We start from the raw sequence: 25899 nt of genomic DNA, 5'->3' as shown, positions 1-25899 counted from the left end.
TGGTAAAATGAAAAAAAGGAGTGTCAGAAATGATTCGTAATGCAAAAAAAGAAGATGCGGCAGCTATTGCTCCGCTTATTTTAGTTATATTGAAAGATATGGACCTACCGTTTCTTTTAAAGTACGGTGAAGAAAAAACATTAGAAGTCTTGGAAGAAGCCATTACAGACCCAGACTATCGTTACAGCTATACAAGAGGGATCGTTGATGAGCGAGAAGGCAAGGTAGCAGGAATCGTTTACGGTTATACAGATGAAGAAGAATCAATCATCGACCAGCCGTTAGAAAAAATCTTACAAAAGCATGGCATTTATGAGCAAGTAAAAATGTTTACGGATAGAGAAACATTCCCTGATGAATGGTATTTAGATTCTATCTGTGTTTCAGAAGAATTTAGAGGACAAGGAATCGGTTCCTCTTTGTTAGAAGCATTGCCACCAATGGTCAAAAAACAAAACCGCGATGTCATTGGACTAAGTTGCGATAAGCAAAACCCGCAAGCTAGAAAATTGTACGAGCGCCATGGGTTCAAAGTAATCGGGGAACGAACGATCAGTGGACATCTGTATGATCATATGCAAAAGAAAATCGTTTAGTGAGTTTTGTTTTGATAAAAATGAATATTTAGAAAAGAAAAGCTGATACGAAATCCGTAAACAGCTTTTTTTTATTGGATGGCGTTCTTTTATATGATATCTCCTCTTTGATTTTAAAAACTAGCATTAATAGGTAGTGTGAACGATTATGATCCTAAAACAACTTTTAGCGACTGATATGATCACTTATTTCGTTTATGTGTTAACTTAATTCTTATAATCAATATCTTTTTACTAGAGGAATATTATATGATGAAAAAATGATTTTAAACGTTATTTTTAATAGGTGTTGTATCTTTAGATATATTTTCTTATCAAACAGAAGTTATAACAGCGACTAAAACAGTTTCCGAATTTTCAGGTAGTTCTATTGAAGGTGAAGGATAATTTGAAAATCAACTAGCTGATGATAATGTTTTAGGTATGCTTAGATCTTCTAATTTTTATCATAGAGATGGTAATCAAAAATACTACAATACGTCAGAAAACTGGCTGTGCGGAAATATAATAGTGCAATGTGTACTGTTATTCGTGACTCTAAATAAGGACGTTTGTATTTAAAGATGCTGTAGTAGATTCGGAAAGAAGGTATTCAAATTTACACTCTGATGAAGAAGCAACTGGTGTAAGAGATCTAGTAAGGGGAAGCTAATACTTATTTAAGAAGTATCGCATGATTTTAAATTACCCAATTTATTTAGTTGGGTAATTTATTTATGTTTAATATTTCCACATATCAAGTTTTTTGAGAAGAGGAAAATTTATTGAAAAAAATACTTTTTTTTATGATAAATCTAATATTTTTGATTGCTACTTTGACAAATGCTTTCTCTCTTTTTTATATTTATAATCAAAGTAATCTAGATTTTGTATCGAACAATTTTTCTTCCAAAGACACAGTACGCCTTATCGCAAATCATAATATAGATTCTGAAAATTGGGGAGAATTATTAGGAGATCAAAAGAATATTTTGGTTGTGAAAAATCTAGAAAGTAACTTTTATTTTAAAGCTATATACACAAATTATGATTGGTATCTTCCGCTTGTTGAAGGAAGAAACTTTGCACGTGACGATTTTTATGATGGGGAAAATAGAGCAATTATTGGTGAAGAATTAGCGAAAACACATACAGATACTATACGTATTGAAGAAAAAAACTACAAAATAATTGGTATATTAGATAGCCGTTATGCAAAAAATTTATCAAAAATGGCTTTGATAAACATAAACTCATTAGAAGAAAATCAAACCAATGGTGTCTACCAAGTAAATTCAAACAAAGCAACGATGGAAAAGTTAAAAAGTGAGTTGATTAATGATATAACAGCTATTACTTATTCCGATGATACAAAAGCATATAATGCACAAAATTTAGAAAACAATAACCAATTGTTAAGGTATTCATTTCAAGTACTATGTTTGTTAGCTATTGGCATGTGTATCTTGTTCTATCTAACCTTAACTCAATCGACAAGGTATTTAAAAAAAACGATAGGAATATCGAGAAATACGGTTCTTCTAGAAGAAGTGAAACACTTATTCTTTTTTTGGTTATTTGAGAGTATTCTTGTTCTTGGTGTAGTATATCTCCCCTTCAAACATTCCATTTTTGATTCGGTGACTGATTTTACTGTTAGTTATATTACCAGTCAAAGTTTTATCCTTGGGTGTTCTGTTACTCTGTTTAGTTTTCTTTTTTTTAGAAATTGGAGGAACATTGATGAAAATAAGTAATCTAACAGTAGAGATTTTCGAATCTTTAAAAAGGAAAAAATATTTACTAATCTTTTATACGCTGTTCTTGTTGTTTTCATTTTTGACACTTTCGGTTTCAGATGTCATGTTGCAAGAGAATAGTAATGAAGAACATAGGGTATCAGTTGGTAATACAAAAACATATAAACTTGTAGACACGCTTATTGGGGAAAAAGAGGAAGTCTTTTTGAGGAATCTTCAAAGTGTCAGTTACCTCAATGCCATGTACAAAGAATTATCAGATAGCCAAAAAGGGAAATACCAGGTAGTAAATAGTCAAAGCATTAACTATTTACAAGAAAAGGATTTACCAACTGAGTTTATCGAACATTATGAGCAGATTGCAGGTTCTGTTAGTAGCTGGACTAAAGAAGAGATTCCTTTTAAATCATTACAAATGAACGATCATGCATTGGAACGCTTCGATCTTAGAATAGCAAGTGGACAATCCTTTTCTCCTAGTGATTATCAATATAATAGAGATAAAATTCCAGTTATCTTAGGGAATAGTTACTCAGACTATTACACCATAGGAGACAAAATACAGCTATCTTATCTTTTCAAACAGTTTGAAGCAGAAGTCATTGGTTTTGTTGAAAAAGGTGAAAGGGTCACTTTTAACGAATACGAAGACTATGTGCTAGATCATTATATTATTTTGCCATTTATAGAAAATGCTCCTCAAAAAATCAGTGAAGAAGAATTTTCTTTTTTTCAAAAACATTTTCTAAATGGGGTCAATGGCTACTTTCAAGTTCCAGAATCTTTTTCACAAGAAAAAGTTTATAAGTTAGTAAATGAAATTTCTTCGACATATGAATTGGGAACAGTCGATTTAATAGGTGAATCAGGATTTCATTTATCAGCACTATTATTCATGATTACTAAAAACAATGAATTGCTAAAATTAGTTGTCTCTTTTTCAATGATTATTTTAGTATTAATGACAATTGTTTTTTGTTGTTTAGAAATGTATCGTGATAAAAAGATATATCAGTTACATTTGCTGTTTGGGGCGACAAAAAAAGAAATCCGGAATTATATCATGGTAGAAAAAACATTGCTTTTATCCTTTATTCTATGTGTGAGTTTGACTTTAACTAACTATTTAGGGGGAATTACACTTGTTCTCTTTATTCGTTTACTCTACTTGTCTTTAGTCTTAATTTTTCTATTCTTTTTAATATCAACTATCATTCTTAGGAAATGGAGAATTACAAATGATTAGTATACAGGATATTTCCCTTAAAATAAGAGATGGTCGGAATAAGAAAGAATTATTTCAACATCTGAATTTGAATATAAACGAGGGACAAAAAATAGCGATCATGGGTAAAAGTGGTAGTGGTAAAACGACTTTACTAAAATTGATTGCTGGACTCATCAAACCGGACACAGGAAATATATTCTTTGAAGATAAGAACCTGAGAGAAATGAGCGCTAACGAAATGAGTGCCAATCGATTAAATAATATTGGCTTTATTTTTCAGAATAATCCTATGATTGAGAGTAAAAATGTATTTGATAATATTGCTTTACCCTTAAAATATTTAGGAATCGAAAAGAAAATCATCAATCAAAAAGTCCGTGATATTTCTAAAAGTCTAGCTGTTGATGATATATTACTAGAGAATCCGATTTATCTATCTGGAGGAGAAAAGCAAAGAGTTGGAATTGCTCGAGCGCTTATTACTGAACCTAAGCTTATCTTAGCAGATGAGCCTACAGGTTCTTTAGATGCGGAAACCGAAGCTATGGTTTTGAATATTTTTCAAAAAATTGAATTAACTAGAACTAGTTTTATTATGGTAACACACGATGTTTCTGTAGCGAATATTTGCGATGAAATATATACATTACAAGACAAAAAACTTTTATTGTCTGAAAAATGATAGGTGTATTTTCAAAAATGACGAAAATACTATTTAAAAGTTAAAAAAATATCCATATTTTAATAGTAAATGATGAACGAGTGTAGCTTTGACAAGTCATGTCAAAGCTACACTCGTTTTTGTTATTTGCAAAAAAGTATAACGAATAAAAAATATTCTAAATGTTTTTTACTAAAAAAGAATATACATGACTATATTATACTCATAAAAAATACTGGATTTAGCCTTTTATACTAAATAAAAAACAGATGAAAAGAGTGATGAATCGAGAATATACAATAAATAATATCTGAACGAATTTTATGTTTTTAGAAAAATTTCAGAAAATTTGTTTATTTAATTATTTTTTAGGACTATAATAGCAAATGTTTTTATGTTATGAAATTTCATATATTGACGAAAAGAGATGAAAAAATGTTTAAAAATAAAGTTGTGAATCTTTCCCTAATGTCTGTTTTGCTTCTCCATTTATTTTTTCCAATCCAAGTAATTGCCGAAACATATCTCCCACAAGATCCAGGCAGTGTCTATGATGATTTGACCGGTGATTATGGGGTGTTAGGGATTGCTTCTCAGTTCCATGTGTTCGCAAAAGATAAAACGACCATCAATGCGCATACAGAGGGCAATGTAGCAACGAGTGTCTTATCAGCAACGAATAACTTCGGTACATCAATCAGTACAGGCGATTTAAATAAAGAGATCAATTATGCACAATCTGTTGAGACGATCATTAGCTCAGCAGAAACTGCGGCTTTTGATAAACGATCGAATAAATTTATTGTCGGATCAAACAATGTGATCACGACGGAAAATGATAAAATAGTTGTCAATGGAACAAGGTTGGATCACTTATCAGTGGATGAGTTCTATCAAGATCGAGAAGATGCTCAATACATTGATTTCAACAAAGAGTTTGAAAATTTAATGCTGACATCAAATATGTTGATGTCTTTAGATCCATTAAAAACTTATACACCAGATGATTTCCCCGATATGAATAATCGTGTGATTGACTGTACAGATCTGGTTGGGGATCAGCCCTATGTCATCAATGTTGCTGCTTCTGTTCTGGCACATAATACCCCCTTACGGATCAACAATCCTGAGGGAAAAGTGCTTATAATGAATGTTGTAGATGCACCGACTAGTTTTTCTGTACAATCCCAAATTCAATATAATAATCGTTCCAATCATCAAACAGAAGATTTTTCTGATGCCAATATTTCTTGGAATTTTGGTAATCTAACAGAAAAACTAGGAATCAATGCGCCTTTCCAAGGAACGATTATTGCACCTTGTGCGGATATTACAGTCAATCAAAGTCAAGATGGAACGATCATAGGAAAAAATGTGATCTTGAATGCCACAACAAATCGGTGGGACCCAAATGAAATTTTTGCTGTACCAAATACGCATGATGACACCACAGATACAACAAGTAGCAGTACAGAGTCAAGCACGAGTGAAAGCAGTACAGAGTCAAGCACGAGTGAAAGCAGTACAGAGTCAAGCACGAGTGAAAGCAGTACAGAGTCAAGCACGAGTGAAAGCAGTACAGAGTCAAGCACAAGCGAGAGCAGTACAGAGCCAAGCACAAGCGCGAGCAGTACAGAGCCAAGCACAAGCGAAAGTAGTACAGAGCCAAGCACAAGCGAAAGCAGTACAGAACCAAGCACAAGTGAAAGTAGTACAGAGCCAAGCACAAGCGAAAGTAGTACAGAACCAAGCACAAGTGAAAGTAGTACAGAACCAAGCACAACTGAGAGCAGTACCTATCCAGGTAAAAATGGAAAGCAATCAGATACAAGTACCACAACTAATACCACAACAAGTAGTTCTAGCAGTGTTTCATCAACAAACAACTCTGACAAGCCTGTGATCAGTGAAGATGGGACAGTTGAAAACGATGGAACAGGTACGATGCAGATGAACGATAGACGTGAAAATAAAGTAGCGCTAGCCGTTGAATCAAACACCAATAATGATGATCCTTCGACCAAGAATGAACAATCACAAAATCAACAGCTTTTCCCTAAAACAAATGGAGAAAGAAATAATTTGTGGATCATGGTAGGTGCAGTGCTTATCTATGTAGTGACACTTCTTTTCTATAGAAGAAAACAGGTATAAAAGAAAAAACGAAGCTGTGACATTAATTGTCTTATCCCCTTAAACTTGAATAAACGGTGTTCCAGAAGTAACTCCTTTAGAAATAAGCCAGAAAACTCCAAAAATTTGAAAGACAATTTTCGGAGTTTTCTGGCTTATTTCTCGGAGCTGGACACTTCTGTCACAACCTTGTTTTTAGTTGACATCAAAGCGATAAGAAAGAGGTGTTTCTTTGTCTTTGTTTTTTCGATAGAGCCAATAATCAAGGACAGCAGCAATACAGATACAGATAGGCGCATTTTCTTCACAAGGGATATCAAGAACATAATAATCACCGGTAAAGAGGGTTGCTTTGTCCATCTCCATGATTAGTTCATTGAAATGCTGGATCTGATAACGATGATTATAGATATCTCCTTGAACAGTCCAATGTAATCGGCGAATATAATAAAAATCTCCTGGCCAATTGAAAATCTTTTGCATCGTACCGACTTTTTCGAAATCTTTGTAAAGTTCAAAGCGTGTACCAAATGTCAGACTGATTTGTTTGATATGTGCGACTAGATCACCATTCATGGCATAAAGAGACAAGGCATCTCCTTTCGTTCCCCAGCGGCCGACCATCAAAAAAAGTGATTTACCTTTTTCGTCTTTGACGATCGTCCGAGTCGCACGACTCAGCTGTTTTTCCTGAATGAAAAATTCTGACATATTTGTTCCCCTCTTTCTTCAAACAACTATAGGTTTTCGTTGATTGCGCGTAAGATGGCTTTGCCAACACCTGATTCAAGATTTGTGTCTGTTAAGTATTTAGCGTAATCTTTGACTTCAATCTCTGCATTTCCCATGGCGAAACTAACGCCGGCGGTTTGCAACATACTGACATCATTGAAATTATCACCGATCGTCATGACTTCATCTAAAGTAATCCCTCGTTCATGAGCGACATGAGCAACTGCGATTCCTTTTTGAGCATTTTTATGGTTGACTTCAAGATTGTTTTGACCAGAAGAGGTCACTGCCAGTTCGCCTAAATTACTGATTTCTTTCCCTACAGGGCCTAAAATACGTGGGCCTTCAGTATGGAAACAGATGATTTTTAGGACTTCAAGTTTATCATCAAGTAGTAATTCGCGAATGCTATCAACATAAGTGATGTGTAAGAGTTCAAGATTAGCTGAAGCCATGGCGATCGCCATTTTGTAAGTCAAATGGGGCATATGGGTCGCAATGGAAGAAGCAAAGCTTTCGATTCTTTTTGGTTGGCTTTCCGAATACAATCCTTGGTTTGTCGCTACCTCGTAATAAATACCATTTGCATCTAAAATATCCATGACTGTCATGGCTTGGGGACTTGGAATTGGCACTGTAAAAAGCGACTTACCGGATCTGTCAAAAACTTGCGCGCCATTCAAAGTGATCATCGCACAATCGATTCCTGCTTCATCTAAGGCTGCTCGTGCTTCTTGTGCGTTACGTCCAGTAGCGACCATAAATTCAATCCCCAGCTCATTTGCCATGCGGATTGCTTCAGTATTTTCTGTTGAGATACTCATATGTGCATCGAGTAAAGTGCCGTCCATATCAGAGGCAATTAATTTGATCATGTGATTACCGTTCCTTTCCTTTTCTCCCTCCTAGTTTAACATACTAATGCGAGATAAGATGGAAGATTTTGACTTGTTAACAAATAATTTGTGAGTTATTCTGGAAAATAGGAGGTGGGAAATTTGAAGAAAATCATCCACAATAGTTGGCAAGAAGTATTAGCTGATGAATTTGAAAAAGACTACTATCAGCAGTTGAGAATATTTTTAAAAAATGAGTACGCAACTCAAAAAATCCATCCGGATATGTATCATGTTTATGAAGCGTTAGAGCTGACTCCCTATGAAGAAGTCAAAGTCGTGATTCTAGGACAAGACCCTTATCATGGGGCAAATCAAGCGCATGGGCTTTCTTTTTCCGTACAACCAGGAGTAAAAACACCACCGTCTCTGGTCAATATCTACAAGGAATTGAAGAATGACTTAGGGATCGAACCAGTTCCTCATGGGAATTTAGTGACTTGGGCCAAACAAGGTGTTCTGCTTTTGAATACTGTACTAACTGTCAGAGAAGGGCAAGCTTATTCTCATCGCGGAAAAGGCTGGGAACAATTGACGGATGCGATCATTGAGAAGCTGAATGAACGAGACAAACCGATCGTGTTTATTCTTTGGGGCAAACCTGCACAAGAAAAAATGAAAATGATCGATAAAAGTCGACACATTATAATAACAGCTCCACATCCAAGCCCATTATCGGCACATCGTGGCTTTTTTGGCTCAAAACCATTTTCAAAAACGAATGATGCTTTGCTTGCTCTGGGTGAAACACCGATTGATTGGCAACTGCCTAAAACAGTGTAATGATACAGCGCTTTCCTGTTATAGTGCAGTTTTGCCAAATTATGTGAAAAACTTAATTATTATCCATAATCTGACTGATACAGAAATTTAAAACTGTTCTTTTTTTTGATAATAGTGTATCATGGTAGTTAATAAAAATAACTGGGGGTCATCTTGTGGAATTGTTTGATAGTTTAAGATTTAAAATTGTACGTCGCGGCATCAAAATCGTGTTTCCAGAAGCAACGGATGCAAGAATTTTAGGAGCAGCAGCACGTTTAAAAGCAGAAGAATTAGTTGAACCGATTTTGATCGGTAGCAAAGAAGAAATTGAAGCAGCAGCGAATGCACGTGGTATCCAAACATCTAACTTCACGATCATCAATCCAAATGATTATGAAAAATGGGATGAAATGGTCGAAGCTTTTGTTGAACGCCGTAATGGAAAAGCAACAAAAGAACAAGCAGAAAAAATCTTAAAAGATGTCAATTACTTTGGAACAATGCTTACATATATGGGCATTGCTGATGGTATGGTTTCTGGAGCGATCCATTCAACCGGAGATACAGTACGTCCAGCACTACAAATCATCAAAACAAAACCAGGTGTAAGTCGTACAAGTGGTGCTATGATCATGGTTCGCGGTAGAGATCAAGAAAAATATGTCTTTTCTGACTGTGCGATCAACGTGAATCCAAACGCACAAGAATTAGCTGAAATTGCTGTGGAATCAGCAAAAACAGCTGAACTATTCGATATCGATCCAAAAATCGCATTGATGAGCTTTTCAACAAAAGGTTCTGCAGCAGCTCCTGAAGTAGATAAAGTGGTTGAAGCAACAAGAATCGCGAAAGAATTAGCGCCTCAATATACGATCGATGGCGAATTACAATTTGATGCTTCTTACGTTCCAGCAGTCGCACAATTAAAAGCCCCTGATTCTAAAGTGGCAGGTCAAGCAACAGTCTTTGTCTTCCCTGAATTACAATCAGGAAACATTGGCTACAAGATCGCTCAACGTTTTGGTAACTTTGAAGCAATCGGACCAATCTTACAAGGATTGAACAAACCAGTAAGTGACCTTTCTCGTGGTGCTAATGAAGAAGATGTCTACAAATTAGCGATCATTACAGGTGCACAAACATTATTAGATTAATCGAACAGTAGATCTAAAAAGAAAAGGGCTAGGGAGCTGAGGATTCCTGACTCTTTTCTTTTTTTTTGTTGGATTACACGTTATACTGACAAAAAAGAATGAGGAGAAATGATGATGATTGAATTAACAAGTGTGGCGATGACAGACCAATTAGCAGAAATCATTGGAAAAGTCGCTCATCCGGGAGATAATCTAGTGTTGACTGGTGATCTAGGTGCTGGTAAAACGACTTTGACAAAAGGAATTGCAAAAGGATTAGGCATCGATCAAATGATCAAGAGTCCGACCTATACGATCATTCGTGAATATACACAAGGAAAAATGCCTTTGTACCATATGGATATCTATCGTGTCGCTGCTAGCGGTGCTGATTTGGGATTAGATGAATATTTTGAAGGTGATGGACTTTCAGTCATTGAGTGGGGAAATCTATTAGAAGATGCTTTACCTGAAGATTATTTGGAACTGATTATTGAAAAAAGTGATACAGAATCAGAAAAAAGGTATGTGAAATTCCAATCATACGGGCCGAATAGTCAAGAGTTTGAAAAACGTATCTATGAAGCATGGGCGGATTCTCATGGCTAATGATGTTGAACTGACGTTAAAAGAAGCGGAGAAATCAGATGCTCAAGGATTGTTAGTGATGCTACGCCAAGCGAGACAAGAAACGGATTATTTTGTTGTTGAGGAGCGTTCACTTAATAAAAGTAAAGAGGTACTTGCAACTGAATTGTCTCGAATAAAAGAAAGTGCAGAACACTTATTATTTTTAGCCTGTGTCAAAAAACAGGTGGTAGGTGTTGTTTCTGTTGCTCCCAAACCTGGTTTGCCCCGACATGGCGAAATAGGGATCAGTATCTTGAAAGAATATTGGGGGATGGGGTTAGGCACGATTCTTTTAGAAGAGGCAATTATTTGGGCTACAGAAAATACGCGATTTAGTACGTTGGTTCTTGACGTATTGGCGGGCAATCAACGAGCCGTCCATCTTTATCAAAAAATGGGGTTTCAAGAGGAAACCCAAAGTGTTGACTCTTCGAGAAGACAAGGTCAATCATTGGCGATAATCAAGATGAAACGAACGATTGAGCATGAAATAAACTGATTTCAAAAACAAAGAACCTGAAAAGTAGTTGACCACTTTTCAGGTTCTTTGTTTATCGTCATCGTTGATTCTTTCGTACGAGGGAATCAACAAGTAGAAATGAAAGAATTAGCTTATTTTAGCTAATTGAACTATTTCACTGTGACTAATTTTTTCAATGGGTCTGTCCCAAAAAATTTTTCCTGATATAACAAGATTTCCGCGCATGCTCGACTATCTTCTAACGCATCATGGTGATTTTTCAACGTGATATCCAAATTTTCACAAACTGTATTCAAGCGATGATTTGGCATCTCCGGAAACAAGCGGCGACTTGTTTTGACGGTACACAATGAGAGATAGTTCGGTTGAGGCAACTGATAATAATCTAAACAACCAGCCAATACTTTTGTATCAAATGCGGCGTTATGCGCAACGACTAATCGGTTTTTTTGGAAATACTTTTCGATTTTCTGCCAAACATCTGGAAATTTAGGTGCCTGTTGGACATCTTCGGGTCGGATGCCATGGATCTGGATGTTACGCCAGAAAAACGGCGTTTCCGGTTGGATCAAGGTATAAAATTCATCGACAATCTGACTGTTCTCCACTTTGACAAGGGCTAAGGAACACGCACTATGAGATTGGTGGTTCGCAGTTTCAAAGTCCATCGCGATAAAATTCATTTTCAAATAAGCCTCCTTTAAAAAATAAACCATAACATAGATTTGTATGAAAAGAAATAGTTTTTTTCAGACTATGTAACAAGTAAATATGGTGTCAGTGAAGGATCAAGGGAAGAAAATCGGGACAACCCAATTTCTTCCGTTGCTATCCTTACTATTCGATAATTAATTCGACAGGGCAGTGGTCACTACCTAGAATCGATGTATGGATTTTTGCATCAACCAAACGAGGTGTCAAATCTTCACTCGTCAAGAAGTAATCGATACGCCAACCTGCATTGTTTTTTCGAGCATTGAAACGATAACTCCACCAAGAATAGACGCCTTCTAACTCTGGATAGAAGTAACGGAAAGTATCTACAAAACCATTATCAAGTAAATGAGACAATGCGTTTCGTTCTTCGATTGAGAAACCGGCACTTTTTTGATTCGTTTTCCAATTCTTCAAATCGATGTTTTCATGGGCGACATTTAGATCCCCACAAACGATCACCGGTTTTTGTTTTTTCAACTCTTCTAAATAATCATAAAAAGCAGATTCCCATTCTAAACGGTAATCGAGGCGTTTCAATTCATTTTGTGAATTTGGTGTATAGCAAGTGACTAAGTAAAATTCAGGATATTCTAACGTGATCAAACGACCTTCTTGATCATGGACATCAATGCCCATTCCATAAGAAACGTTCAATGCAGGTTCTTTGGCGAAGATCGCTGTACCTGAATAGCCTTTTTTGACCGCATAATTCCAATATTGATGGTAACCTGGTAAATCCAAGTCGATTTGACCTTCTTGTAGCTTTGTTTCTTGAAGACAGAAGAAATCTGCATCAAATTCCTTAAATGTTTCTAGAAAATTTTTATTGACGATGGCTCTTAAACCATTGACATTCCACGAAATCAGTTTCAAAAAAACACGCTCCTTTTTCTATCAAGTCTGTGCGATTATATTGTACCTCATTTTTATTAAAAATAGTGTAAGATAAGAGTAATAACAGATAGCAGGAGGGAAACCATGAAAATTGGCGTAGTAGGAGTAGGTAATATTGCCGAAAAAGCATATTTACCCACATATGCAGAGAAACAAGGAATGGTTGATTTTTATTTTGCGACACGTAATCAGGTAACGAAAGATCGTCTGAAGAAAACCTATGGATTTGCTCATTTGTATGAGTCGCTGGATGACTTAATTGAAGAGGAAATCGAAGCATGTATGATCCATGCGGCAACAAGCGTTCATTTTCAATTAGCTAAAAAATGTTTGGAACATAATATCCATGTTTATATCGACAAGCCTTTAAGTGTTGACCTAAAAGAAATCCAAGAGTTACAAGAATTGGCAGAACAACATCATGTGATTTTAATGGTGGGCTTCAACCGACGATTCGCTCCAATGGTCGAAGAATTAAAAGCGATTCCAGAAAAACGGTTGATCCAGTTACAAAAAAATCGCATTGCGGCAAAAGAAACGACTGCTTTTGTCATTTACGATCTGTTCTTGCATCTAGTGGACACGGCTGTTTATTTATTAGACGAACCAGTGATCAAAACAACTTCTCATATCCGAGAAAAGGAAGGTCTTATGGAAGTAGCGATGTTGCAACTTGAAACTGCGAACCAAATGGCAATCGTGACGATGGATCTTGGAAGTGGTGCGAATACTGAAACCTATCAAGTGACGAGCAAACAAGGAACCTATGAATTGAGTGATCTGACAGAATTAGTCATCCGTAAACCAGATACGGTGGAAATAAAGAAATTTGGTGATTGGGAAACAACATTGAGCAAGCGTGGTTTTGTGCCGATGGTGGAACGATTTTTTGAAGAGGTGCAAGAAACGACACCTGACAAAGAAAAGTTGAAACAAGCTGGAGTATACGACAGCCATGCGCTTTGTGAGGAAATGTTGAATAATATTTATCGTCATCAGCTTTGAGCAAAACTGGCAAGATTGTTTTAAGCGTGATAGAATGATGGGGACGTTTGAAAAGAAAGGAAAGTCCTCAGTGAATAAAGAAGATATCGTTAAAAAAAATCCAGAGTTGAATCTGTTGCTTGATGAACCGTTAAGTCATTATACATTTACCAAAACCGGTGGACCGGTAGATGTTTTAGCTTTTCCCAAAACCAAATCAGAAGTCAAACAGTTAGTTGATTATTGTCGAGAAAACCAAGTGCCATGGTTGGTACTAGGAAATGCAAGTAACTTGATCGTCCAAGATGGTGGGATTCGCGGCGTGGTCATCATGTTGACAGAGATGAACCAAATCAGCGTTGAAGGCACGATGGTGATTGCAGAAGCAGGTGCAAAACTGATCGATACGACGTATGCAGCCTTGGCAGAATCTTTGACAGGATTCGAATTTGCCTGTGGGATTCCTGGAAGTATCGGCGGTGCAGTCTACATGAATGCAGGAGCTTACGGTGGGGAGATCAAAGACGTGTTTGCAGAAGTCGACTTATTATTAAGTGATGGGACGATCCAAACCCTGTCAAATGAAGAAATGGCCTTTTCTTATCGCCATAGTGAATTACAGAAGATGGATGCTATCGTCTTAGAAGCTCGTTTCCAATTAACACCTGGTGATCATGAGATGATCAAAGGTCGGATGGACGAATTGACGGAATTGCGTGAAGCAAAACAACCATTGGAATACCCTTCATGCGGTAGTGTCTTCAAACGACCTGAAGGACACTTCACAGGACAACTGATCCAAGAAGCAGGGTTACAAGGCTTGAAATGGGGCGGCGCACAGATTTCGGAAAAACATGCCGGCTTTATCGTCAATATCGACCATGCAACAGCAACTGATTATACAGAGTTGATTGCCCATATCCAAGAGGTAATCAAAGAGAAGTTTGATGTTACATTAGAGACGGAAGTACGGATCATTGGTGAAAAAAGAAGCTAAAGGAAAGTAGGTGGTGTGATGTTGGATAAGCAATTGCCCTATGCAGAGATTTGGATGACACGCCCACTCAATGAAGAATTGCCTTCTTATCCCTTGAATCAGCAGTATCGCTTTGAAAAGTATCAACCAGGAGCAGAGCAGGATTGGGCAATCATTGAAACAGCAGTCGGTGAATTTGACACCGTGGAGCAGGCATTGGCTTACTTTGACCAAGCTTTTGCCCCTTATCCAGAAGAGCTGGCAAAGCGTATGTATTTTGTGGTCAACGAACAAGGTGAACGCATTGCCACATGCACTGCTTGGTGGAAGCTTCGTGAGAAAGAATATCCGCTTTTTCATTGGTTAGCGGTCAAGCCAGAACATCAAGGAAAAGGAATCGCCAGAAGTTTGACGATCGAAGTGCTCCGTTGTTTTCAGCAAATAACGACACAAAGCCCAATCTATTTACACACACAGACATGGAGTCACCCAGCGATCAAACTTTATCAAAGTTTAGGTTTCACGTTCATCCCTGATAAATTTGATGGTAGTGAAAATCCTGATTATGAAATAGTGATGGATATTTTATCATCGAAAATAAAAAAAGCACCTAAAAAATAGGTGGTGACAGAAGTATTCAGCTCCGAGAAATAGGCGGTGAAACCCGAAAATTGTTCTTCAAATTTTTGGGTTTCACCGCTTATTTCTGGCGGAGCTGGCTTGCGAATACCGTATACACGATTTTAAGGATAGAAATAAAAAGGAATTTCATTTTTGTTCCAAACGATTCAAATTGCTTCAATGTTAGAGAATTATTAGGTTGATCGCTAAGCGGGAAAACCTTCACTAAGATATTAAAGTTATTAGTTCATATACCAATGTTATTTAAATATCAAGAAATAATAGGTCAACTTAGAAATAGGTTTGTGTGTATAATCAGGTCAATAGAAAAAACAACAAAACGTCCAGATGATTTAGTAATAAAAGTCAACTAGATATTCGAGATAGTTGAATCACCCGTATTTATTTTTTATTTCTTGAAGAAATGAAAGTTGAGTTTTCAAATCTATCTTGAAAATTTGAAAACAAACCGTTAAAAAACTCGTAATACTTAGATTTATCTGTCCTATTTAGTAATCAGATACGTGTTTCATAGTGGTGAAATCGATAATCAGTCAGAATGTGTCAAGAATAATAGAGAAAGATAAACCCATTGTTTTCGTTTGTTATGACCTAAAATAATCGGGGCTTTGATAGTAGTCATTTCGCAACACCTAAAGTTGATAAACATACTTATTCTATAAGCAAAATTGATTGACCACAAGGAGCTAAAAATAGGGAATTATTATCTGTTTTTGTCGCTTATTTCTAGGTGTTGAATACTTCTATCTCAACCACGTTTACATAGTTAGCTAGCTATCTCATTTTAGCGAAGGAGTGATCAAAATGCCACAAGATGATTTTAGAAGAGAAAGCGGTCTGTTCAACAACAAACGCAATGATGAAATGAATGAAAAACACGCGCAACAAGTTTTAAATTTTATCGCATCAAATTCTGGACATACCTTAACAGAGCAAGGAATCCGACACCCAGTAGGATGGTTGTATACATGGATGACCTTGGGTGCGATCGTTCCACCAGTTGATCGTCTCAATCAAAGAAGTTCTCCTACTACAGCTTTCGAAGCAGACACCCGTATTGATCTGAGAAGTGAAGGTAATCAGACAAGGATCCATTCCTTTCACTCAAGTTCTACCGTCAATCCTAACCTAATCCACCACCGAAGCCAAGTACCCTTGATAGAGAATATCCCCCCCAGTTTCCTAGCTGATCCACAGATAGAACCGACCATCAATACTACAAATAATTCTTCTACTCAAACCCTCCCTTTTTACCCGCGCCAAAATTTAGAACTAAAAGCCGATATTGCGGAAGTAGCGCATGAATTCAGCCTTTCTATTCACAAAATCGCGCATGATATCGAAGAACTGATGAATTGTACGGTCACGAAAAGAGCCACGCAAATGAAAAAATGGATTTTCTGGGGAGAAGAGATTGAACAAACACAGTTAAGAACGGTTTGTAAAGTAGCCGTCGCAAAAGCAAAGAGAGAAAATGAGGAAAGACCAACGCAAAGAAGTCAACACCGACATTTTTCTTTTCACCGCATGTCAAATAACTCCACTCCTGAGGCCAATCAATTTAAAGCAAATGAAAAGCTCGAAAAGCTAAGAGAGATCTTTCAAACTTCCTTAGAAAATAAGCAGAGCCAACATGGGAATACAACTGACAAAAAAAGTCAATCAACAGATAAAATGAGCAATGAAACAGACCATTTTTGGGATGGATTAAGCGAGACGTTTTCTCAGTTTTTCCGTGAATACGAACATACGAATTATACGAAAGAACAGGCAGGAGCAAATGGTGGATCGGTGATGTCACATTTTCTTGACTTGTTGTTGCGTACTTTTTCTGTGGACTATGGGAAACATGGTCCAGATGAGCCTCAAACACAAAAGAATATGAACCTTTCAATGAAAACTCATCCCAATGATAATGTCCTTTCACATAAGACTTTCATAAAGAAAGTAAATCAGAAAAAACCAGAAAATAGCTATCAGGAAAAAATATCAAACCTAAAATCAGAAACACAACCAGCATTGAAATCGGAAGAAAGGCGTGTTTTGACACAGATACATCAGTTGGCAAGTGACTTTTTAGGAAGGATAGATAGATTTGTCCAGAAAACGGTAGGACTTCAATTTTTAGCAGCCGAAGCTAAACCCATTCCTACTGATCGACAAATGCAAAGCGATCATTCTGTTTCTAACGATCCAGAGATGAAGTCTTATCAAGTATTGTCTAGGGAGACATTAATGAAATTAAATTATATCATTATGGCTTACCTTGATAATTCACCCTCACCAGAATCTACAGCTAGCCAACTTGAACCGTTTTGGTATGATTATGAGGTCTATGAAAAGCGAGGCGAAATAGCAAAAGTTAATCAAGCGCTGACGAAATTCTTATGTGAGCAAAGTATCCCTTGTGAAGGGCTGTCTACACTTCAATTATTTAATGCAGTAAAGAACTGGATAAGGAAAGCGGGAGAAAACAATAAATTAGCTAGAAAACTACAAGTTGCACAATTGATTTTGAAGACTCTGGGATTGTCCAGTCAAGGGTTATCCGACAAAAGAGGCGAAGAGATTATTATTCAATGGAGAAACAATAATATTTTTAAAGATTACACGTTTGCATTGCCGCCAAAATCAACTGCAAAAGAAGAAGACAATCATGAAGCCACGAACCTTCCACTAAAAACAACTACTTCGTTACCACCAGTAATGCTTGATCCACAATTACAATCAACCGAAGAAATACCTCTAGAGACACGAATAAAATTACAAATGGTTTTTACGAAATATATGTATGGTCAAATGCTTGATGGGATGTTGAAGGGGCAGATACCAGAAAATTTACCACCTTTGTGGTATGATCGTGCGCTTTTTGAAAGGCGAGATGCAATTGACAAAGTGAACGATTCAGTGAATGTTTTTATCTGTCAAAAAAAACGACGGTGTTCAACTATGTCTGGGCAAGAATTGCTTCTTGAAATACAACATTGGGAAAGAGTAGATGATGTGGAAACGGAGAGAAGTAAAAGAAAACAAGTTGCAGAGATTATTCTGCGTGTTTCAGGATTACCTCCTCGCAAATTGACCGATGAGACGGTAGCTAGCATTTTGATGCAATGGCGAAATAATAATCTTTTTAAAAATTATCAATTTAAATCTTTAGAAAAAGCATATACGGTAATACCAATATTCAATACTAGTCAATCCATGTCAACTACACCTACGAGAATATCAAAAAAAGGAGATGGCGCAATTCTCCCTCAAATGAACGATGCTAAGCGCCAAAAGAAAAAGGGAGCATCTACGATAAAAGAAAATTCGGAAGTTGATGAAAAAGCTTTTGGCGAACGGTTGAATAAAATTAATAGTATAATTGTTGCATTTTTAGAGGGGAAACCTTCTCCTGTACCAACTTCTGAGAAATTAGCACCTATGTGGTATGAACAGGAGATGTTCAATAAGATCAATCTAACGCAAAATGTCAATGATGCAGTCAAAAAATTTCTATGTGAACAAAAAGTCCCCTGTGAGAATTTATCTCCCCTTCAGTTGATTCTTGCCACACAAGAGTTTCTAAGAAGAGACGGAAAAGAGGTTGAATTAAGTAGAAACAAACAGGTTGCTGAAATCATCCTTAATTCTTCGGGACTAACAGGCCAAACAATAGCGGATACTCGTGCGATTGCTATCATATTGCAATGGCGAAACAATAATATTTTTAGAGACTACAATTTTTTTCCAGCCAAGGGACATGAGGAAGTAGACATCTTAAACAATGATCTAATTGGAATAATCACTTCTGTTCGGCCGAATACCTATGGCTCACTCCCTGTGGATATCGTGACAACGGTGAACAACATGCATGTCGCTTATATGAAGAAATTGCCTTTACCCATTTCTATAGAAGAACCGCTTATCCCCTTATGGTACGACTATGAACTGTTTCAAGATCGGGAAAAAACAAAGAACGCCAATCAATTCGTGCAGAAATTTCTCTATAGTCAACAGTTTTTTAATGATGATCGATCACCACAGGGAATCGTTCTAGCCGCACATGAATGGATAAATGATGGGCAGGTAGATTCAAAGATTTTAGAAAGGCAAAAACAACTTGTTCCGAACATTCTTGCGGGGTACGGAATGGTGAGACAAAATCTAACTGCTGTCGAGGAAACAAATATTTATTTCCAATGGAAAACTAACAATATGTTAAGTAATTACCAATTTATTGAGCTAAAGCTACCAGTAGAGAAGGGAAAAGTGACAGAAACCAGTGAGATGAAAGTGATACCGTCCACTATGGAAGATTCTGATTTAGCATTAGTGCATACAATCGTTGTCGATATTGTCAAGAATGTATCTCCTGTGACACATTATTCCGAACCGTTACCAATTCTCTATTTTCATTTTGGCCTTTTTTTAAGACGAGATGAAACAAACATGGTGAATCAAAAATTGAAGGAGTTTTTTTCTAAAGCAGGAATCGAGATCAAAGACACCACGAGCAATGAGTTAGAAAAAGCACAATTTCAATGGATTGAAAAAGGGGGAACAAGTGAAAGCAATGATACCTCTGAAAGAGAACAGTTCTTAGCATATTTTATCGCAAAAACATATGGACTAACGGACATTCGATTTGGGGAATTTTGGTCCTCTATTAAAACACAAGAGATTTTTAATCAATGGAAGAGTAATACTTTATTGGAAGGATATACTTTCAAGGAAGTGAGTCCTGAGACGATTCATTATCAATTAGGGAAAATAGAAAATCAGAACGTCGTACGATTAAATTTACAAAATAAAGAAAGTAAGCAACTTTTTAGTGATTTCATCAATGATCGCTCGCCAACTATTTCTAAAGCGCAGCCAATCAGTAAGTTCTATCATCATCAGTTGATTTTCGATCAACGAGGAAAAACGCCTGCGGTGAATGAAGTTGTTAAAAAATTTTTGCGGGATCGTGGGATCTCTTTTAAACATCCTACTACAAGTGAATTAGTTCGACAATTACAAGTGTGGCTTCTTGAAGGACCTACGTACGAAGCGATTATCGAAAGGGAAATACAAATAGCAAGGATCATACAAGCGGAATATGGGAGCAGTGAAGAAGAGGTAACAGCAAAAGACGCTCGCTATATTATACTTCAATGGGAGAATAATAATGTACAAATCGACTATACCTATAAAGAGAGCAGGGAATGGGATGCTATCGACATCAGTGAAATTGAAACAACTGTTGTGCAGCAAGAAAAGATTGACGCGTTTACTCGTGAAAATAATGCAGTTCTTATCACAGATATTGCTATCGAGGACCAGAAGGAGAGCATACTTGAACTGACAGAGCAACAAAAAGAGAACATACAGAAAAAAATCGTTTATTTTTTAGCTGCGAGAGATATCAAGGTGGACATCACTAAGCCGAATGAGCTAATTTTAAAAACAGCAGAATGGGCAACGATAAAAGTGAACGATGAAGTGAAAATCAATAGCACTAATGTGAAAATGTTGGCAAATCTTATTCTTGGAAAAAATGCCGGTGCAGAGATTGCAGATGAAAAGGCAGAAGTGACCTTTAAAAACTGGTTATATGATATGGCTAGTGGCCTCCCTATAACGCCTGCTGAACCATCAAAAGAGGAGAAAACCTCCACAAAATCAGTAACACCCACAACAACACCCAAAATAGTAACGAGTACGCAATCTTCCAACATGAATGAGAACCAAAGGCCAAATTATGTAGCACCCAATTGGCGTGATCCTAATTTGAAGGCCCAAGTAGCACAGTTTTTCCGTCAAGAAGGGGTATTAAAAGGGGAAGCAACCCAAGCCAACATCCTCGTTGCAATGGGAACATGGTTTACACAAGAAGGAACAGGGATGGTTCTCAGTTATGACAAACTACAAAAATTCTCTAAAGTGATTTTAAACCAATTAAAACTTTACGGCGGTGGACAAGGAGAAAAAATTTCGGATAGAGCTGCGCGATCGACCATTATGAATTGGGTGTTTGAAAATGTACTAGGTAGCTCGGTTGAGGTATACATGCTCAAGAAAATCCTCGATTCACCCGATCCATCCCAATTTACTATTGGTAGTCTCAGAAAGTTATTTGAAATTGACGAATTGAATGCAGAGACTAAGGTTTTGGAAATCCCTGAAGACAAACTCACAGTTGTTAAAAAATTATGGGTACTGTTTCTCAAAGAAGTGTTACCTAATTATTTACTGGATGTCAGTATGTTACCCGATGAGACCCCTATCTCTAATTATAATTCCTTGATGCAGCTCACAGGAACGAGGTTATTAGAAGATGCAGGAATTCGCACATCGTTCACCCAAGAAGAAATTCAAAAATTTGGTAGTCTATATTGGGAAAAAATCAGTAAAACTGGTGTGAAAAGGTTGGATGAATTGCGTTATATTGTCACGCCCGCTATGTTAGCTGTTGCCCAGTTAAATCCAGGTCTTTTACTTAAAGCCTTGGAAGAAGGAAATTATCAAGAAGTTGCTGTGAACACTTTCTTGAACTATTGGAAAAACAGTTATTTTATTCTTAGAGAAAGTTTGGAATCACTTTATGAAGCTTATGGCACATATCAAAAAGAAGCAATCAATTGGCGTCGAAAACAGGTTTTAGCCAAAGAAGTAGCACAGTTATGCGCTCAATATGACAAAGATCGAGCAAGATTATTTACTTCTTATGCGATAGAACAAGACTATCTCTCTGGAGCACTTACTGCATGCCGTAACTATACGCCCCCGAATCTAGAAGAGTGGTATACGCGATTGACGAAAGCCGTGTCAGACGCCTATTATCCATTCGATCAAAAACTGATAGAGTTTGCTCTGTTAAAGTTTAACGAGAAAGAGCAAGAGTTTATGTTCTCGCCTGAAACGCAGATCTATGAGGCAACTGCCAAATTAAAACATGTCATGGAGGTTTCAACGATTCCCAATGGATATCGTCTTCCACCTGACTTGATCATTGAACTTGAATTAGAGAACACCGATCTGTTTGTGGCAGTGAAAGGAAATGAAGAACGTTGCTATGGATTGAAGAAATTAGATGAATCTGGAGGTTATGTATTCTATCGAGTAGATAACAAGCCTATGTTATACCTCATAAACGGGTTGTTTAACCAGAAAGAGCATTTGCGTGGAGGTTACAAAGAGATAGAAAACGGCGTTCAGATTGGAAACCGTGAATTTTTGTTTTATAAATTTATAAATCGTGATAAAAGACTATCTCAGGGGAAAGAAACACACTCTTTCATTGAGGGATTAGCTAGTAAACATCGGGATAATCTATACCAAAATTTGTATCAATCAGGAAATGATCGTACCATCAGTGATCAGGTGTTGGAGGTGCTTCAGTCGATTATCCCGTTTTACGATTGTGTGATAGGGATTGGCAATCAAGATGCTTCCGTGGCAGTTCCTTCTTGCGTGCTTGATGCCCTTCTGTTGATTCCTTTCTTAGGACAAGTCACTTCTCTTAACATGAAATTTGCTTTAGGGATGGCAAAAGCAATTGCGACCGGAGGGATTAGACAGGCGATTCGTCTAGGTGGACAGTTTATTCCAAATTTTTCTGAATCCAATTTGCTGCTCGTTCATCTAATACGATACATTGATCCAGGAGTTGAACTAATAAGTGATGGCGGAAAATTTATTCTCAAAGAGTTAGTGGCACTGAAAAATGAAATTTGGGTTGCAAGTGACGTAAAAAAAATGCTAGAAAAAGCATCAAATTTGAATACACAACCTCCCGTGTTTCCTAAAGACGTGAGCATCGCTCGTTTGCCAGAGGCTGGTTTAGAAGTTCCTGTAAAACACATGAAAGATGATATATATATGATTGTGACGGATCTAACAACGGGGGATGTCTACGGAAATGCGTTTAATTTGAGAGGGAATCAATTGGAAGTGATTTCGGGTCCTGTGTCATTTACGCAGGAACAAAAAGCACTGATTACCCGTTTATCGAAAGACATTAATCCAGACCAGGTTTTTGTAGAAGCAACAAATTTAAATCCTAGTGCGTATGGTAGTGGCACAGTATTGACGATCCCAGGTCGTGGACAAGAAACTAAGTATTTCATTGATATGAATGGGCAGACCGTTCCTGTAAGGGTTCGACCAGTTAAAAATCACAAAGTACGGTATGATGTGATCGATGGAGAGAATATCTATCCTGTGAACTGCAAGGGGAAAAAATGGTATTTTGAGGAAGCGACTTCTCCCTCCATTCCGAAAGAATTGGCAGAGGATGTGATGAAAAAAATCGATGAATTTGATTCAACAAAGGATCCAAGTTTCATTTCTGCTCCAGATGAAAAAGGGCTGAGATGGAATCAGTGGGGGGAATCTTACATCAAAATTAATGATCATTACATTCCCTTGATATTAATGCCTCAAGGAGAGAATAGGTATTACTTATTGAAAAAAGATGTCAACCAGTGGAAGACAGTTTTGTCTTATACGCCGGATACAGGAAGATTTCGGCTAGAAACAATTGAAGAGAAGGTGATTTCGGACAATCTATTAAAAAGTAGAAGTGGGAAATTCACCTTTCCAAAATTTGGCAATCAAAAACTTCCACCGTTAAAAAAAATGCCAAAGTCACCGGAGAAAGGTCAATACTGGAACGAATTGAGAAATACTATACCTGCGGAAACTAAGTATAAGAAGCCAGATACAAAAAAGAAAATCGATCGTATCAATGATAATATTCTAAATCCCATCTCTACTTTTATTCCTGAGCCGAAACCAGTTGTTTACAACAATCAAAAATGGAATAAAGACCTTATTATGAAAACGATTATTGAAGAATTGCCAAAGGAACCGGCAATTGGCGTTCGAATATATCCCGGTCTTGACGCGAGTAAGAGTCCTGAGTTTCTTCAGAAATTTTTGATTGACTTGCGTAGAGACTTTGATAAATCAATCGATTATTATGATAAAGCAATCGAAGTGTTTGCGGAAGCATTGACAAAAGATAGAATCGCAGAGTCGGAAATAGGAACTTATCTGGTGAAATTTTTTCAGCTGGAGAGCGTACCCAATCAAGAGCCAATCTTATTGGAAAGTTTGAATCGATTGATCTCTGTCGTACAAAAAGGAAGACAATTCCTCCAGCAAACAGCGGATTGGGATTATGAAAATATTTTGGTCGTCTCCTCTGATTTAGTTCGCCAAGGGGACTCACAAGAATTTCGTACATTATATAAGGAATATATAGAAACGAAGGCTGAGGTGTTTCCTTATGATCCAGAATGTCGAATAGTCATTTTCGCAGATGCTTTTCACTTAGATCCGAGTCTTGCGAAAGGGAAAGAAATAGGAGTAAACAAGGTGAGAGCATTACTTCATGAGACGAGTCATCTTAGTTCAGGAACAGTAGATCTCATGGCATATGCAACAACGAAGCTAGGTGTGGTAAAAACTGGAAAAATGATGGTGGATGAATATGTGAATAATTTTGAGAGTATTTTGAACTCAGAAGGTTTCACAAGTCTTGTGGAAGAAATCGCTGAATTTCAAAATAAACCTGGATTAACGAAAGAGACAGTGTGGAATGAGCTAAAAAAAAATAATGTATTACGTGTGAATGTCCAAATATCGGATGCCGATATGGTTGCAATGATCCTAAGAGACGCAGCGGAGGGAAGAGACTTCGATGGTGTAGTTCGTGTTGCTAGAGGCCTCGATGATGTGACATTAGGTAACGGTTTGTTATCGACGTTTTTAGCACTGGAATATGTACAAGATCATAGCTACTTTGACAAATATATCCAATTGAATCAGACGTTGATCCAAGAACACGCCAGCACCATTCCTAGTCAAACGAATGTAACAGCTAAAGTAAGCGATCATCAATTAACAAACCTTAGAAAGAAAAGAGAGATAGATCAACCAGACTTGTTTACGAAAGAGCAATCAAAGAGAGCTCTCTCAAGTATTGAATCTACTATAGAAGAGCCTAATCGTGTAAAGCAATCGGTTTCAAATGAGCGGACAGGTATGGAATCAGCCCCCCCGTCAATGAAGCGAAGTTTCCTAAATCTTGTTGTCACTAGTACAGAAAAAAGTACCAGGGTCAATTCAGAGAGGAGCAATCAACAGGAAATGAAACATCAGACTGTTCCAAATGAACGAACAGGCATGGAATCAGTCACCCCGTCGATGAAGCGAAGTTTCCTAAATCTTGTTGTCACTAGTACAGAAAAAAGTGTCAAGGTCAATTCAGAGAGGAGCAATCGACAAGAAAAGAAACATCAGCCAAAATTAGTTTTACAACTTTAACAAGTAATTTGCGTAGTAGGAAAAAAATGGATAGAAGGAGAGTCTGGCCATTTTTAATCGGCAGGAGAGCTAAATAAACAATGTCTACTTAACAATGTATCAAGCGAATTAAAAAAATGCTTATCTAATGTTTTTTCAAAAAAAGTGCAAGGCGTTTTGCTGAAATACTAAAAAAATTTTGCATGGAAAAGAACCTCACGTTCATTACTTGTCCATTTCGAGCGTAAAATATCTTAGTAGGATTCCAAGCAGGTATTTCTGCCAAGTTTAGCAATTTATCCTAATCGTTCGAATGATTTAGGCCATTCATTAGATAAATGTGTCAATCATTGTTTTTGTGATTGGTTTACAACAGACAGAAAAAACAGATCTTCAAAAGATCATGGCTAT

The 25899-nt window shown here is 37.0% G+C and carries 17 protein-coding genes; 13 read left to right on the top strand and 4 right to left on the bottom strand.

What is annotated here, in order from left to right; all coding sequences use genetic code 11:
* The first annotated feature begins 29 nt into the window (after nt 1-29).
* From EM4838_RS10680 to EM4838_RS10660, 5 genes are all read left to right on the top strand, one after another.
* On the top strand, nt 30-596 hold the full coding sequence (locus EM4838_RS10680; protein ID WP_071867794.1) for a GNAT family N-acetyltransferase: 567 nt from the start codon (nt 30-32) through the stop codon (nt 594-596).
* Between the two features lie 764 nt (nt 597-1360).
* Nucleotides 1361-2332: an ABC transporter permease gene (locus EM4838_RS10675; RefSeq protein WP_065096417.1), complete on the top strand. Its 972-nt coding sequence runs from the start codon at nt 1361-1363 to the stop codon at nt 2330-2332.
* Entirely contained in the window at nt 2319-3581 is a 1263-nt protein-coding gene (locus tag EM4838_RS10670; protein WP_071867793.1) for an ABC transporter permease family protein, read from the top strand. Before EM4838_RS10675 ends, EM4838_RS10670 begins: the two co-directional genes overlap by 14 nt.
* Nucleotides 3574-4245, top strand: a complete 672-nt coding sequence (locus EM4838_RS10665) for an ABC transporter ATP-binding protein (protein WP_071867792.1) — start codon at nt 3574-3576, stop codon at nt 4243-4245. Before EM4838_RS10670 ends, EM4838_RS10665 begins: the two co-directional genes overlap by 8 nt.
* Nucleotides 4246-4659: 414 nt before the next feature.
* Nucleotides 4660-6378 carry a hypothetical protein gene (locus EM4838_RS10660; protein ID WP_100917277.1) on the top strand — a complete coding sequence of 573 codons (1719 nt, stop codon included), beginning with the start codon at nt 4660-4662 and terminating at the stop codon, nt 6376-6378.
* A 174-nt stretch (nt 6379-6552) separates the two neighbouring features.
* Here the strand turns inward: EM4838_RS10660 and EM4838_RS10655 are convergent, their stop codons facing one another.
* The gene (locus EM4838_RS10655; protein ID WP_071867790.1) at nt 6553-7068 is read right to left on the bottom strand and encodes an LURP-one-related/scramblase family protein; all 516 of its coding nucleotides are present in this window, start codon (nt 7066-7068) and stop codon (nt 6553-6555) included.
* A 26-nt stretch (nt 7069-7094) separates the two neighbouring features.
* Entirely contained in the window at nt 7095-7964 is an 870-nt protein-coding gene (locus EM4838_RS10650; protein WP_023520110.1) for a Cof-type HAD-IIB family hydrolase, read from the bottom strand.
* 123 nt (nt 7965-8087) lie between these two features.
* Between EM4838_RS10650 and EM4838_RS10645 the strand changes: the two genes are divergently transcribed.
* The 4 genes from EM4838_RS10645 (at nt 8088) to EM4838_RS10630 (ending at nt 11012) form a co-directional block, all read left to right on the top strand.
* Complete coding sequence (locus tag EM4838_RS10645; RefSeq protein ID WP_071867789.1) at nt 8088-8768, top strand: uracil-DNA glycosylase; 681 nt, start codon at nt 8088-8090, stop codon at nt 8766-8768.
* A 155-nt stretch (nt 8769-8923) separates the two neighbouring features.
* Nucleotides 8924-9904: a phosphate acetyltransferase gene (gene pta, locus EM4838_RS10640; RefSeq protein ID WP_010734762.1), complete on the top strand. Its 981-nt coding sequence runs from the start codon at nt 8924-8926 to the stop codon at nt 9902-9904.
* A gap of 114 nt (nt 9905-10018) precedes the next feature.
* Complete coding sequence (gene tsaE, locus EM4838_RS10635) at nt 10019-10492, top strand: tRNA (adenosine(37)-N6)-threonylcarbamoyltransferase complex ATPase subunit type 1 TsaE (RefSeq protein ID WP_071867788.1); 474 nt, start codon at nt 10019-10021, stop codon at nt 10490-10492.
* Nucleotides 10485-11012: a GNAT family N-acetyltransferase gene (locus EM4838_RS10630; RefSeq protein WP_071867787.1), complete on the top strand. Its 528-nt coding sequence runs from the start codon at nt 10485-10487 to the stop codon at nt 11010-11012. Before tsaE ends, EM4838_RS10630 begins: the two co-directional genes overlap by 8 nt.
* Before the next feature lie 131 nt (nt 11013-11143).
* Here EM4838_RS10630 and EM4838_RS10625 read toward each other — a convergent pair whose 3' ends face one another.
* Together EM4838_RS10625 and EM4838_RS10620 are read right to left on the bottom strand one after the other, a co-directional pair.
* Nucleotides 11144-11677: a 3'-5' exonuclease gene (locus EM4838_RS10625; protein ID WP_071867786.1), complete on the bottom strand. Its 534-nt coding sequence runs from the start codon at nt 11675-11677 to the stop codon at nt 11144-11146.
* Between the two features lie 154 nt (nt 11678-11831).
* A complete protein-coding gene (locus EM4838_RS10620; protein WP_023520106.1) occupies nt 11832-12584 on the bottom strand; it encodes an exodeoxyribonuclease III in 753 nt (250 codons plus the stop codon).
* Nucleotides 12585-12689: 105 nt separating this feature from the next.
* Here EM4838_RS10620 and EM4838_RS10615 point away from each other — a divergent pair, with 105 nt between their 5' ends.
* From EM4838_RS10615 to EM4838_RS10600, 4 genes are all read left to right on the top strand, one after another.
* Nucleotides 12690-13610, top strand: coding sequence for a Gfo/Idh/MocA family protein (locus tag EM4838_RS10615; protein ID WP_071867785.1), 921 nt, complete (start codon nt 12690-12692; stop codon nt 13608-13610).
* Between the two features lie 70 nt (nt 13611-13680).
* Complete coding sequence (murB, locus tag EM4838_RS10610; RefSeq protein ID WP_066026226.1) at nt 13681-14586, top strand: UDP-N-acetylmuramate dehydrogenase; 906 nt, start codon at nt 13681-13683, stop codon at nt 14584-14586.
* A gap of 18 nt (nt 14587-14604) precedes the next feature.
* A complete protein-coding gene (locus EM4838_RS10605) occupies nt 14605-15186 on the top strand; it encodes a GNAT family N-acetyltransferase (protein ID WP_071867784.1) in 582 nt (193 codons plus the stop codon).
* Nucleotides 15187-16011: 825 nt separating this feature from the next.
* A complete protein-coding gene (locus EM4838_RS10600; RefSeq protein WP_071867783.1) occupies nt 16012-25509 on the top strand; it encodes a QWxxN domain in 9498 nt (3165 codons plus the stop codon).
* Nucleotides 25510-25899 lie beyond the last annotated feature (390 nt).

It is taken from the genome of Enterococcus mundtii, from assembly GCF_002813755.1.
GTDB classification, from domain to species: Bacteria; Bacillota; Bacilli; order Lactobacillales; family Enterococcaceae; genus Enterococcus_B; species Enterococcus_B mundtii.
The sequence above is the reverse complement of the archived record's forward strand: the minus strand, read 5'-3'. Positions and strand labels throughout refer to the sequence as shown.